The organism is Paenibacillus sp. BIC5C1, from assembly GCF_032399705.1.
In the GTDB taxonomy this organism is placed as follows: Bacteria; Bacillota; Bacilli; order Paenibacillales; family Paenibacillaceae; genus Paenibacillus; species Paenibacillus taichungensis_A.
Genome location: NZ_CP135922.1, coordinates 3,628,512 through 3,642,796 on the forward strand (window position 1 = coordinate 3,628,512; position 14,285 = coordinate 3,642,796).

Genomic DNA, 14,285 nt, shown 5'->3' on the forward strand with positions numbered 1-14,285 from the left:
GATTGAAAAGAGGTGAAAAGGTACATCATGAGCAATCGTCAATCCTTTAGAAGCCGGTTCGTACGGGACTTCATGATGAACAAGTATTTATACATCATGATGATTCCCGTTATTGGATATTATTTAATATTTCATTACGGTCCGATGTACGGGGCAATTATTGCCTTTAAAGATTATTCTCCGATGAAGGGCATTTTGGGGAGTGATTGGGTTGGGCTGAAACACTTTGAAGAGTTTTTCAACAGTTATTATTTCTTGCGTGTGCTGAAGAACACCCTTCTTATCAGTTTGTACACGCTGGTCTTTGAATTCCCCGCACCGATTATTCTGGCGCTGCTAATTAACGAAGTACGCAAGCGCACGTTCAAGCGGGTCGTTCAGACGATAACGTATATGCCTTATTTTATCTCTCTCGTCGTCATATGCGGTATTATTACGGACTTCACGAACGCGGATGGTTTAATCAACCGTCTGATCATGATGCTTGGATATGACGGTCAGGCGATGCTGCAAAAGCCGGAGCTGTTCCGTCCGATCTATGTTCTGTCTGAAATATGGCAACGAATCGGTTGGGAATCCATTATCTATATCGCTGCGTTGATGAGCATCGACCTGGAGCAGTATGAAGCGGCGAAGATAGACGGAGCAAGCCGTCTCAAGCAAATGTTTCACATTACGCTCCCCGGATTGCTGCCTATTATTACGATCATGTTCATTCTCCGGATGGGTAATATGCTGAATGTCGGGTTCGAGAAAATCATTCTCCTTTATAATCCGGTGACCTATGAAACGGCTGACGTAATCTCCTCCTTCGTATATCGAAAGGGATTGTTGGAGTTCGGATGGAGTTACAGCTCGGCAGTTGGTCTATTTAACTCGGTGATTAATCTCGTTCTTCTGATTTCGGCGAACTATATCAGCCGCAGAGTGAGTCAAAACAGCTTATGGTGAGGTGGTAACTTTGATTAAGGAAAGCGGTTGGTTTGACCGAATCTTTACAATCTTCAATTATACGTTTCTAATCCTGCTCGTCATCGTCACATTGTATCCGCTGCTCTACGTGTTATTTGCGTCTTTAAGTGATTCGGCGCAGTTGTTAGCAAACAAAGGTCTCCTGTGGAAGCCGGTCGGCTTCAGTCTGGAAGCTTACAAGAGTGTACTTGCCAATCCAGGTATAGCCACAGGTTTCCGTAATACATTATTTATTCTTGTGTTCGGAGTTATCGTCAACCTGTTCATGACTGCGCTTGGTGCGTATGTGCTATCCCGTAAAAATGTGATGTGGAACAAGGTGTTCATGTTCTTTATCGTGTTCACGATGTTCTTTGGCGGCGGGTTGATTCCACTATACCTTGTTGTAAAAGGCGTTGGCCTGTTAGATACATTGTGGTCGACCATTCTGCCTTTTGCCATCAGCACATTTAACCTGATCATCATGCGAACGTCATTTATGGGCATTCCGGACAGCCTGGAGGAATCGGCCAAGATTGATGGAGCCAATCACTTCACCATTTTGTTCCGCATTATTATTCCGTTGTCCATGCCAGTCATTGCCGTGATGATTCTGTATTACGCGGTAGATAAGTGGAACGGATGGTTCTATGCGTCTGTATTTATCAAAAGCCGAGAACTGTTCCCACTGCAATTGGTGCTGCGTGAGATTCTGATTGCCAATTCCACGGAGAGCATGTCGGCAGGTGCATCGGCCGGAGATCGCTTCCAGATCGGGGAAACCATCAAGTATGCAACGATTATGGTAGCGACGATACCAATCCTATGTATCTATCCGTTTTTGCAGCGCTTTTTCGTGAAAGGTGTCATGGTTGGTTCATTGAAAGGTTAAATGAGAGAATTGAAGAACGGTAAGGAGGTATGAGATTACATGAGCGTATTAAATGAAGTGAACAAGGACGTGTGGGATCAGATTAAAAGTAAAGCCGACCAGATGCTTGCATCTATAGGTGAAAAGTCTCCGCATGTTGCTGGAGCAAATGGCATCTATGACGACATGAGGATCGATTGGTGGACCTCGGGATTCTGGCCGGGCATATTATGGATTGTGTACGATATGACAGGTGATGAGAAATATAAAGAAGCTGCATGGAATTGGGATGAGCGACTATCGGAACGTTTTCTAGAAAACAACTACTTTGATCACGACGTGGGCTTTCATTTCCTGCCTACGGCCGTCATCAAATTCAAGCTCACCGGAGATGCCGATGCCGCAAGGCGTGCTTTATTTGCCGCCAACTTCCTGGCTGGCCGCTTCAATACCAAAGGCAGCTTCATCCGGGCTTGGAATGGAGACATGCTAGGCTGGTCGATCATCGACACCATGATGAATCTTTCCTTGCTCTTCTGGGCATCTGAGGAGAGCGGAGATCCTCGTTTCAGCCATATCGCCAAAGCTCATGCGGATATGGTCATGAAGCAATTTGTGAGGGAAGATGGTTCTGTGCATCACATCATTCGATTTGATCCCGAGACCGGTGAACGTGCAGAAGCGATAGGGGGACAGGGAGCGGCACCGGATTCGGCATGGAGTCGTGGAGCCGCGTGGGCTTTATATGGATTAACGAATACGTATCGTTATACAGAGGACCCGGCATATCTGGATGCTGCACAGCGTGTGGCGAACTTCTTCATTTCCAGCCTGCCCGAGGATAGTGTTCCGCATTGGGATTTCCGTGCTGAGCCGGAAGAGGGGGAGGAGATTCCACGAGACAGCTCCGCTGGTGCTATTGCTGCTTCCGGATTGCTTGAGCTTGCAGATGTACTTCCTGATCCAGAGGGCAGACTTTATGCTACCGTCGCTAAACGTATCCTGAGTTCCTTGCGGGATCATTATGGAACCTGGCATCTTCCTGAGCACGAAGGTATGCTTCTCGAGGGAACCGGTCATAAACCGGCAGGTCAGAACGTAAACGTTTCACTTATTTACGGTGACTATTTCTACATCGAAGCGAGTGCCAAATTAAACGGTTGGAAGCATCGCATTTTCTGAAGTCTTCTGAAATTAACAAAAAACATTCTCAACTTGATACCGAATGCCCGATAGACGAAATTAGTCTATTGGGCTATTTGTGCTTGATTTGACGGGGAAAATCGGGGCTTGCTACCCTTTTTGTCAATCGAATTGAACTTTTTATCTATATCCCAATCACGCTCTTACCGTTATAATAAATTCCTGATCCAAACATAGATAATCTACGAAGAGTTGGGTGATGAGTTGTTGCTAAACATTCGATATTTGTGGCAAAAACGTGAAAGCATAATTGTGACCTGGCTTGTCTCTTACAGTGCTGTTTTAATTGTGCCGATTTTGATCAGTTTGGTTATATACATACAAGCCAATGAGACATTGAAGAGTGAAATCCATCGGGCCAACGATTCTTTATTGAAGCAGATGCGATATACGATCGATACTCAAGTTGATCTGATGAAGCGGTTAAACATGGAGATGACATGGAGCCCAAATCTGCAAACGCTGATGTATTCCAATCAGCCGGCCAAAGAGGCGCCTTATACGGCATACCAACTGGTAAAGGAACTTCGTCTCTATAAAACATCCTACGCATCCATCGATGAATTCTACGTCGTGTGGAAAAAAGATCAATCCATTCTCCGTTCAGGTAATATTCGGGATATGCGAACGGCATTTCATACCTTACATAACACAGGTGCCATGTCTTTCGAAGCGTGGCGGGATCAGATTCTGGGTACAGAGACGAATCAGTTCGTCATACTGCCACATCAGAATGCAGCTCCGGTGGAGTCTTCCATTGCATACGTTACCCGTCTGCCTGATGATTTGAATGGTCAGGAGACCGGTACGGTTGTCGTCATGGCGGATACGCGAAGATTTCAGGAAGCGATTGAGAGCATTTCGGGTTTTAGTGACGCCACGCTGCTGATTCTGAACCAGAATAACGAGATTCTGATGAGCAATCGTCCCGGATCGGAGGAATTGAAGCCATTCATGAATGGTAATCAGGTTCAGTTGGATAACGCCAAGGTAGGCAAGTCGGAGATGTTCTACATGGACTCCGCGGTATCCGATCTGAAGTACGCATTGATTATTCCCAGCAGTCTGTATTGGGAAAAGGCAGTATATGTCCGCAATTTTACGTATATCAGTATCGTGGTGAGTCTCATTAGTGCGGGTGTACTGACCTGGTTCTTCATGCGCCGGAATTACTCCCCAATCCAACAGCTCGTGGAATCGCTAAAAGACAAAAATTCGCAGAACGAACCTGCTGATCGGAACGAACTTCGGTTTATTCAGAAAGTCATCATGAACACACGGTCAGAAAAGAACGAGATTGCCCAGCAGCTGCAGAAACATCAGCAGGTGCTGCGCTCCAATATGATTAATCGACTTCTGAAAGGCAAACAGGATACGCTCGTGCCTTATGAAGATGCATTCCGGTCCTTTCATATGCCGCTGTATTCAAGTGAATTTGCTGTTATCCTATTTGTCATCGAAAATGAAGAAAATCTCTATGGAAAGCTGCCAGGTATTGATATCAATGAACGAAACAAATTGATCCATCTCATTATTTCCAATGTGGTTGAAGAACTGGCTTCAGAGCGTCAGCACGTCGGATATGTAGCAGAAGTTGATGATATGATGGTTTGCCTTGTAAATATGAAAGCGGATTCTTCGGATTGGAACCAGGATCTTCATCACATTGCGGCAGAAGCGCAGCGCTTCTTGGAACGCTATGATATGGAACTTACGATTTCCATCAGCGGACGCCATACGTCGTGGATTGGCATTGCCGAAGCATACCAGGAAGCAGTCGACGCAATGGAATACAAAATGGTTCTTGGCAAGAAAGGCATCATTACCTATGGGGATGTACGCAGCGATGCGATGGCGGATGACCCGTTTGGCTACTACTATCCGCTTCAGGTGGAACAGCAGCTCCTTAATTTCATCAAAGCGGGAGATACAGACCAAGCCAGCGCTTATATGAACGAGATTACAGAGCGAAATTTTGATAAACCGATTATGTCACTCACACTCGCACGTTGCCTGATTTTTAACCTGGTAGGTACAATGATAAAGGCTATCAATGATCTGGGGGACAGGGATAACCATACGCTAACCCAATACCCGCATCGGATTGAGGACATTATTGCCGGGGATACCATCCAGGAGATGCAGGAGGCTTTGCAGAATTTGCTTGAGGAGGTATGTTCCTACGCCGCTGACAAGCGCGCAACGAATGTATCACAAGAACGTGAGGATTCTCTGCGTCATCTCAGTACCCAAGTCACACAGTATATTGAGAGCAACTATACAGACGTGAATTTGAACGTCAACGCGATTGGTGAACATTTTGAGCTTAAGGGCAGTTACTTGTCCAAACTCTTCAAGAATCAGACTGGTGAGGGTCTGCTGGACTGCATTCATAAGTGCCGTATCCGACAGGCGAAAGAAATGATGGAGCATAAACAAGAATCCATTACCGAAATATCCCGATTGGTCGGGTATAACGATGCAGCAACTTTCATCCGGGTATTCAAGAAATATGAAGGCATTACGCCCGGTAAATATAAAGAAATCAGTTAATTGATTTGAAAGGAGACCGGAACATGAACGTAAAGAGGGAGTTGGCATTCATAACAAAGGTGACAGGATTCATCCTGCTGCTTGGCATGCTGACTGCTTGCGATCAGAACGGGACAGATTCGAATGCCAAGCTGGATGAACGTTCCGGCTCATCAGAGTACCAGACCGTCTCAATTACTTCACCCAATGACGATGGAAAATTAACCTACTGGGCAGAATTGAATGGCAATGCAGCAAGCATTAAGTCCAGCTTCAATGAAGTTCCTTTTTTTCAGGAGTGGCAGCGGAGAACCGGAGTCAACCTTCAATTCATCCGGCCTCCCGCCAATCAGGCCAAAGAAGCGATTAATGTACTGCTTACGTCTGGAGAACTGCCGGATATGATTGAATACGAGTGGAGCAATTATCCCGGTGGGCCGGAGAAAGCGATCAAAGACGGTTATATTCTGCGATTAAACGATGTTATTAATCAATACGCACCTCATCTAAAACAGTACCTGACCGAGCATCCAGACATTGATATGCAGATTCGCACAGCGAACGGAAGTTATTACGCGTTTCCTTTTATTCAGGGAGATGATAAGCTGCGAACCTATCAAGGGCCGATTATTCGGAAGGACTGGCTGGATGAGCTTGGACTTGATGTGCCAACCACGATTGCCGAATGGCATACGATGCTTCAGGCATTTAAGGACAAAAAGGGAGCTGAGGCCCCGCTTACTTTTCTAGGTGTTCCGAATCCGTTGTTCGGTATTGAAGGTGGCGGTTTTATTGGCGCTTTTGGCATTAAAAAGGGGTTCTACGTGGAAGATGGCCAAATTAAGTTTGGGGCACAAGAACCTGAATATAAGGCTTTCCTATCCTTATTTCGTGAATGGTATGCAGAGGGACTCATTGACAAGAATCTGGCTGCTGTCGATTCGGAGACTCAGGATACAAACATGACCACAGGACGCAGCGGCGCGAGTATCTGGAATGCAGGGGCAGGGATTGGTACATGGCTACCGATCTTGCAGGAGACGGATTCCCAGGCAAAGCTTGTGCCAGCGCCATATCCTGTCATGAACAAAGGGGATCGCCCGAAATTTGGTCAACTTGCTCCCGCTATCGGTTCCAGTGGAGTCGCCATATCCAGCAACAGTCACCATGTAGAAGAAGCAGCACGGATGCTGGACTACGGGTATGGGCCTGAGGGACATTTGCTGTTCAACTTTGGCATAGAAGGTGTTAGTTTTGAGATGAAGGACGGGTATCCGACGTATACCGAGACTATTTTGAAAAACCCTGATAAGTGGTCGCCGGCACAAGCGCTTGCGATGTACACCAGAGCGAGTTATTTCGGTCCATTTGTGCAGGATACGCGATATATGGAACAATATTATATTTTGCCGGAACAGAAAGAGGCGGTGCAGCTATGGTCCAGTACAGATGCTGTTCTCCATCAGGTACCGACCCTGCCCAAAACCGAGAAAGAAAGCACGGAGATGTCAGTCATCATGCAGGAAGTGAACAAGGTGGTGGACGAGATGTCGCTTAAAATCATTTTTGGTATTGAGCCGGTGGATGCTTTTGATACGTATGTCGAGCAAATCAAGTCATTACAGATTGATCGTGCGATTGAGATTCAGCAACAGGCGTTAGAGCGATATAATCGCGCTGTATCCTCTAAATAAATCCTTATATTGTATAAAATAGGCATTTAAGTGTCGTTTTTGTTAATGTAATTTCGTTCCCTCGTGCTCTACAATCGGTTATGACATGCTGAGTTGGCATGCACATGACTCTTGCTTGAGCAGGATCGGAGGTGACTATAGGGTTTCTTGAAACCGCTCACATACTCTGGAATCCAAAAGGAGGAGAACGAAAGTATGCGTAGAAAGTGGCCTTTTTTAGTGTTGGCATTTACGTTGACCGTTGGATTGTCTGTACCTGGAACCCAGGAGGTTCGAGCGTCAGAGGGTGACTCACAGCCATCTATTGATCGTGTCGGTGAGAATCTGTCTCTGGGTACGGATGGCAGAAGCAGACTCTATCCAAACGATTGGTATCCAGGATTTAAAGATGAACAGGGAAGGTTTCTGCATGACTTTTCGTATGCCGGTTATCAGCGCGGGGAAACAGAACTACCTAAAACGCCTAAAAACAAACGTATCGATGTTACCAAATCACCGTACTTTGCTGATCCTTCAGGGAGTCGTGATGCAACGCAGGCTATTCAAAAGGCAATTGATGCTGCTGTTGCGTTAGATGGGGGTGTCGTGTATCTTCCCAAGGGTACATATCAGGTTAACCCTCAGGACGGCAAAGATTATTCACTAAACATTCCTGCAAGTCGTGTGGTCCTGAAAGGTGACGGGATGAACAAGACTCATATCTATAATGCACAGCAAAATATGAAAAACAAGGATATTATCCGGATCGGTAACGGAGATTGGAAGAAAACCGGAATTTCCACGAAACTTCGCAAATCGGTTACTGATCCAACCGTCCTGCTACCCGTTGAGGATACGAGCGGGTTTGCAGTGAATGATTACGTGGTCATTTCATTTGAAACGACGCCAGGTTTCTTACGTGAACTCGGCATGCAAAACAAGTGGTCGTCACGTCTCGGGAAAGTAGAACCGTTATTCTATCGCCAAATCGTGGGCGTAGATTCAGAGAACAAAACGATTACGTTAGACATTCCGACGCGTTATCCAATGAAGTTGCGCGATTATATTACGATTAGTCAGACCGCTGATCCGATTGTCGAAGTAGGTTTGGAGGATTTCTCGATCGCCAACATTCAAAATGCGAAATCGGGGCTTGGTGAAGATGACTTCAAAGTCGTTGGGACTGCTGGATATGAAGCCGATAATGCCAAAGCGGTCAATGTGATTGCAGTGGCCAACAGCTGGATTCGAAATATTAACACCTATAAACCAGCCGGCAATTCAGATTATCATCTGTTGTCCAAGGGTATTATTCTGGACCGTACGAAGAACATCACTGTGGATCATGTAACCATGCAGTACCCGCAGTATCGTGGAGCGAATGGGAATGGTTATTTATATCAATTTATAGGCAATGATAATCTCATTAAGAATAGTAAGGCAATAGGAGCTAGACATAGCTTCACATATGCCAACTTCTCTGCGAACGGGAATGTCCTGCAAAGTTCGTATTCTGAGAAGCCTTCATTATTGACTGATTTTCATATGTATTTAAGCATGGCGAACCTGATCGACAACCTGGTCGTTAACGGGGACGGGATCTCTGCCATTACACGGGATTATGGATCATCCGAAACGAATCGTCATGGGGTGGTAACCACTGAAAGTGTGTTCTGGAATACGACCGGACAGGCGGCACACCCTAGTAAATCCGGCGTTATTGTAGAATCAGAACAATTCGGGAATGGATATGTCATTGGAACAAAAGGAAAGGACACCGGCGTGAACGTCAACATTGTAGGTTCCATACCCGATGCGAATACGCAGCCATTTGATATGGCAGAAGGCATTGGGGAGGGCGATCGTTTATCCCCACAAAGTTTATATCAGGATCAGAGCAAGAAGCGAATCAAAGATATTCATCTGGGGCTTCAATCCCTGTTGGTGAACGGCGAAGCTATCGGGGGTATGCAGTTTTTAAGAACCGATTACGTTCACACTTTGCCTTATGGCACAACCGAAACGCCGATCATCTCTGCAAAAGCTTATGCCAAGGATGCAAAGGTAAAAATTAAGCAACCGCAACAGACTAATGGAACTGGAGAGATCACTGTATCCTATCGGGGCCACAAACAGAACGTGCGAGTTAAGTTTAAGGTAGCTGAAACACCCGTACTTCCAGAGAATATCTCCATAAGTCCCAATAAAACAGTACCCGGCTGGAGAGTTGCAGGTAATGCGATCAGCGCAGGCGGAAGCGGAGAATTATCCTCTTTTCTAACATTAGATAATGGCGAGATCGTAAATATTGCAGAATTGAATGTTCCTGTGACGTACACATCAAGTGATGATACGATCGGATATACAGAAGGAACTACATTCCATGCAGTAAAAGCGGGAAAGGTCGACATCGTCGTGAGTTGCGTCTTTAATGGAGTAACAGTCGAGGCACGTGAGAAATTTGAGGTCAAAGAGCCTATGGCTGAACCGGAAGGACCTTTCGCTGTCATAAGCAAGGTTACGGCAAGTGCAGATGATGGCAATCTGCCGATCCATACAATCGATCGTGATCCAGACTCCAGATGGTCTGCAGATGGAAAGGGACAATACCTGCAGTTGGAGCTTGAGCAACAGACTCAAGTAGGGCAGGTAAGCATTCAATTCTATAATGGACATACACGATCCAATTATTTTGATTTGGAGATATCAACTGATGGTATTAATTACCAAAAAGTGTTAAGTAACGTGGCCAGTCAAAAACAGGCGGCTTATGAGACATTTGAATTTGAACCGGCTCAGGCCAAATTCATTCGTTATGTCGGCCAAGGCAACGAATCGAATACCTGGAACAGCATTATTGAATTTTGGGTGCACGAGAATTAAAAATGACGTAGTAGGATAAAATCAGAAGAAATTCAGAATCAAATATAATATGCGTTCAATATAAAGCTGTAATGGGCGCATATTATATTTAAGATAACTGAGTTGTGTGATACGACAATTATAATTATGTGCGATCACATATTTATCCATACGAAATTAAAAATATCTCGGGGGTTATAAAAAGAAAAAGCCACATTTATCCATGGGATGTAAGTGTAAGTGAGTTGATTATTGAATCATCAGTTAACTGAAGAATGTGTTGTGATGAGGTTCGTAACAACTGTTTCACAAAACTCGTATTTTGTACATATGTAATATTGCGTTGTAATAGGTCGGTCGTTCCTTCCGTTCGTTGTTCTAAATCATGATCAATAAAATAACCCATGCAATCCTTTACTCCCAGGACTGCATGGGCTTACTCGCGGAAGAGCAAAGCATGCTTAAAATATTATTTTTGCACCGCTTCTTTCAGAATTTTGACCTTTTGTTCCTTGGACATATCCCATGTGGTTGAAATGCTGTATTCGAATCCGCCTTCATGCCAAAAAACGTATTTTGGATAGATATGTGCCGGTAAGTCATCCTCAAAGAAACCTTTTTTCTTGTTTCCTTCTGAGTCTAACATATATTTAGAAATGGCCAGCGTATCGTTCCCGTTCGTATATTCAAGACGGATGGTTGCCGCCTCTTTCCAGCTTATCTTTTTCGCGTAGATGGGTTTTCCGCTCTTCTTGCCTTCCGCCCTTATTTCATCAAGGAACCTTCCTTCGGTTGGACCTTCAATTCTCGCTTTGGAAAACTTATATCCCTCCGGCAAATTTTTGGGCTGCTTCAGAATGGAACCCTCCAGAGTGGAAGCTTTTTTCAAGTAGTCCTCGTAAGCAGAGAATCTTTCTACCGCTCCCCAATAACTCAGGTCGAGACCGTTGTTAAGATCCTTATATTTATAATACAGAACGTACATATCACCTGTCTCTTTACTTAGCTTCTTCACTCTATTGGTCTCATCTTCGATATACTTCTTTTCCTCTGGAGTTAGAGCCTTGGCTGCTGCTTCTGCTTTTTTTCGGGCCTTTTCCAGTTCTTTCTTATAGAACTCGCGGTCTACATCCCCCTCGGGATAGATCATATCCGGATCATTATTCAAAGCAGCGTTTAAATCCTGTTCCGATTGCACGGAAGCCTTTGGTGTTACGCTCCCCGCATCGCTTTCCTTGGCATTAACTAATGTCACGCTGCCAAGCGCGAGAATCATCCCCATCCCCAGAATGGACAGGCGGTATGATTTTTTATGAAAATGTTTAATCATCGTAAGTCTCCTTTTCATTAGTTTATGCGTGGCGGACAGGCCGGCAAGTCCCGGTTGGCGTTGGTTTCCTGAAAAATGCTCCAACACATGGATGATCGTTTGTCCGTATGCAATATTTTGCTGCGGGTTCATCCGATTCAAGACACATGCATCGCAGGCCATCTCCTGGTCCTGTCTTGCTTTATATACGGCTAGCCATAATAACGGATTAAACCAATGGATGATCAGGATGATATGGATCAACCAGTTCACTGCGACGTCCCGCCGCTTAATATGTGCAAACTCATGCGCGAGAATATATTGAAGTTGATCTTTTTGCAGCGTGATGAGCAGACTGGGCGAAATGACAATCGCTGGCTTGCTAAAACCGACCACGGCAGGTCCGGGAATTCGATCGCTGGCCACAAACTGCACTTTTCGCTTTACACCTAATTGTTGTTTCGTCTCGTGAAAAACTGCCAACAGAAAAGGCGTGTCCATTTTTCGGCTTTCGCGCAGGGCTTGTTTTAATCGAAGCTGGTCGTATACCGTTTTCGCGGCAAGAAGCAGCACGCCCGCAAGCCAAACCGACAGCAGCATATTGTTGGAGCCATTCCACCAAAGGCCGCTCTCCTGCACGGGTCCCGATTCAAGGGATGGATCAGGTACTTCTGAAGTTCCACTCACTTCCGGGCCTGTAAAGCGCTCAATATGAATCGTCGCCTCGCTCATTCTCCCCGCTTCCTTCCAACCCGATGAAGTTTGAGTTTGTTTATGAATACCGGGCGCTATGGCCTCCAGGGACAAAACATTGTATAGGCTAAGCGAGGATTCCGGGGCCCAAGGGAGCAGCAAACGAATGACCACAGGAAGCCAAAGCCAATATTTCCATCTGGCTTCAATCTTGTTTCTTAATAGAAATTGCAGGATTAGGACAAGTAGAATCAGGATGGAGACCATGAACGATCCGCGAATTACCCAGCCTAAAAAAGACAATAAATTTTCATGCAATGTAAGACTCATCAGGGCTCTCTCTTTTCTGTTTCCCCGTCTTCTCTGCGGTTTTCGTCAAACAAAGCCTTTAGATCCTCGATTTCTTGTGCATTCAGTTTTTTATCCTGTAGAAAGTTGGCCAGCATTGGCTTTAAAGCCCCCCCATAAAGTTTTTTCATGAAGGACTTGGTTTCAGACTGCAGATACTCCTGCTCGCTGATGATCGGATAAAATAGTTGGGTGCGCTTTGAACCCTTTTCCAGTTTCGCACCCGCTGCTTCCTTCTGCACCAGACGGCTGAGGAGCGTCCGGGTCGTATTGGGGCTCCACCCCATTCGATCCGTCATTTGTTTTACGACCTCGCTGGAAGGGCAGGACGGATTTATCCATAATACGCGCATAATTTCCAGCTCTGCATCCGTAATCGGTGGTATTTGATTCATGCATGAAACCTCCAAAGTCAATTTACTTAGACTACATATGTAGTTACAATACACATGCTACATTTGTAGTTTAGTAATGTCAACTTGTTTGTCAGAGAGTAATTTCCTCGTTTTTGTTACACGCAAAAATGCTTCGTACCGCTAGTCCGACATGATGATCCACAAAAGAAACCCACTGTAATCACATTTTGGAGCACCTGTTCGAGAAAACTTTTAGCTGACGTAAAGTGTTATTTTTTCACGGCTGCTTTTAGCATTGCGATTTTCTGTTTCCGTGAAATATCCAACGAAGAGGTTGAAATGTTGTATTCGAATTTGCCACCATCATTCCAAAAAACGTATTTTGGAAAGATATGGGCCGGCAGCGTATCATCAAAGAAACCTTTCTTCTTGTTTTCCTCCGAATCTACCGTATACTTGGAAAAGCCCAGCGTGTCTTTTCCATTCGTATATTTAAGACGGATGGTTGCCGCCTCTTTCCAATCTATCTTTTTCACATAGATGGGCTTTCCGCTCTTCTTACCTTCGGCCCTTACTTCATCAACGAATTTCCCTTCGATCGGACCTTCAATGACCGCTGATAAAAACTTATATCCCTTTGGCAGGTTAGCGGGCTGCTTCAGAATCGATCCCTTCAGGGTAGTTGCTTTTTTCAAGTAGTCCTCGTATGCAGTGAATTCATGTACCCCTCCCCAATAACTAATATCAAATCCGCTATTTAATTTTGGGTACTTATGATACAGGACATACATATCACCCGACTCTTGAGTCAACTTCTTCACTCTTTCAATCTCTTGTTCGATAAACTTTTTTTCCTCAGCAGTTATAGGCTTGGCTGCTTCGGCTGTTTTTTTAACAACGGCTTGTTGGGCTTTCTCGTAGGATTGCGCCTTCGCCACAAGGCTTACGGAAGAACCCATTAATAAAATGCTGCTTAGTGTCGCAATGGCTACTTTCGTTGCTGCTTTCATTTGGTAATGCTCCTCTCCTATAATTTTTTTATGAACTACAGTTGTAGTTCGGAATTAATACTACATCTGTAGTTTAATAATGTCAATACGGTTTGTTCAGAAATTTTTCAGTTTTCGTTAAACACAAAAAAAGCCGCTAATCTAAGCGACTTATTATGGGACCATGTTTTTTGTCCCTCAACCAGTTTAGTAAAGCGGAATTAAATTGATTAAATCCCTTCAGTTTGAGCCTCTTTAATTCCTTTTACGTTTCTCTTTAGCAAGCCAGCTCAGTACCCGAACATCAGATCCCGTATGAGCTGCACGATCCCTTCCAGATCTTCATACTTATGTGTATCCAGAATGGAAACGTCGATGCCACAACATTAATTTTGATCAACCACTGCCAATCTTCATTCTGATCTTTGGTTGATACTCTAGCGTGTTATTTTAAGCTGCTCTAAAGACATACAAAAAAAGGATCGTCAGCAATTCTGC

General features: G+C 44.8%; 9 protein-coding genes. 6 read left to right on the forward strand and 3 right to left on the reverse strand.

Features of this window, described 5'->3' with window-relative positions; all coding sequences use genetic code 11:
- Positions 1-27: 27 nt before the first annotated feature.
- The 6 genes from RS891_RS16260 (at position 28) to RS891_RS16285 (ending at position 10,113) form a co-directional block, all read left to right on the forward strand.
- On the forward strand, positions 28-951 hold the full coding sequence (locus RS891_RS16260) for an ABC transporter permease (protein ID WP_072732961.1): 924 nt from the start codon (positions 28-30) through the stop codon (positions 949-951).
- 10 nt (positions 952-961) lie between these two features.
- On the forward strand, positions 962-1,843 hold the full coding sequence (locus RS891_RS16265) for a carbohydrate ABC transporter permease (protein ID WP_063563855.1): 882 nt from the start codon (positions 962-964) through the stop codon (positions 1,841-1,843).
- Between the two features lie 102 nt (positions 1,844-1,945).
- Positions 1,946-3,004: a glycoside hydrolase family 88 protein gene (locus RS891_RS16270; protein WP_397386952.1), complete on the forward strand. Its 1,059-nt coding sequence runs from the start codon at positions 1,946-1,948 to the stop codon at positions 3,002-3,004.
- Positions 3,005-3,232: 228 nt separating this feature from the next.
- Positions 3,233-5,578 carry a helix-turn-helix domain-containing protein gene (locus RS891_RS16275; RefSeq protein WP_315792317.1) on the forward strand — a complete coding sequence of 782 codons (2,346 nt, stop codon included), beginning with the start codon at positions 3,233-3,235 and terminating at the stop codon, positions 5,576-5,578.
- Between the two features lie 23 nt (positions 5,579-5,601).
- A complete protein-coding gene (locus RS891_RS16280) occupies positions 5,602-7,251 on the forward strand; it encodes an extracellular solute-binding protein (RefSeq protein ID WP_315792319.1) in 1,650 nt (549 codons plus the stop codon).
- Between the two features lie 195 nt (positions 7,252-7,446).
- Positions 7,447-10,113 carry a discoidin domain-containing protein gene (locus tag RS891_RS16285; RefSeq protein WP_315792321.1) on the forward strand — a complete coding sequence of 889 codons (2,667 nt, stop codon included), beginning with the start codon at positions 7,447-7,449 and terminating at the stop codon, positions 10,111-10,113.
- Between the two features lie 448 nt (positions 10,114-10,561).
- On the opposite strand, the gene RS891_RS16290 is transcribed toward RS891_RS16285, so the two are convergent.
- From RS891_RS16290 to RS891_RS16300, 3 genes are all read right to left on the reverse strand, one after another.
- On the reverse strand, positions 10,562-12,424 hold the full coding sequence (locus RS891_RS16290; RefSeq protein ID WP_315792323.1) for a M56 family metallopeptidase: 1,863 nt from the start codon (positions 12,422-12,424) through the stop codon (positions 10,562-10,564).
- Positions 12,424-12,837 carry a BlaI/MecI/CopY family transcriptional regulator gene (locus RS891_RS16295; protein ID WP_113054604.1) on the reverse strand — a complete coding sequence of 138 codons (414 nt, stop codon included), beginning with the start codon at positions 12,835-12,837 and terminating at the stop codon, positions 12,424-12,426. Before RS891_RS16295 ends, RS891_RS16290 begins: the two co-directional genes overlap by 1 nt.
- 230 nt (positions 12,838-13,067) lie before the next feature.
- A complete protein-coding gene (locus RS891_RS16300; RefSeq protein WP_315792326.1) occupies positions 13,068-13,808 on the reverse strand; it encodes a hypothetical protein in 741 nt (246 codons plus the stop codon).
- Between the last annotated feature and the right edge of the window lie 477 nt (positions 13,809-14,285).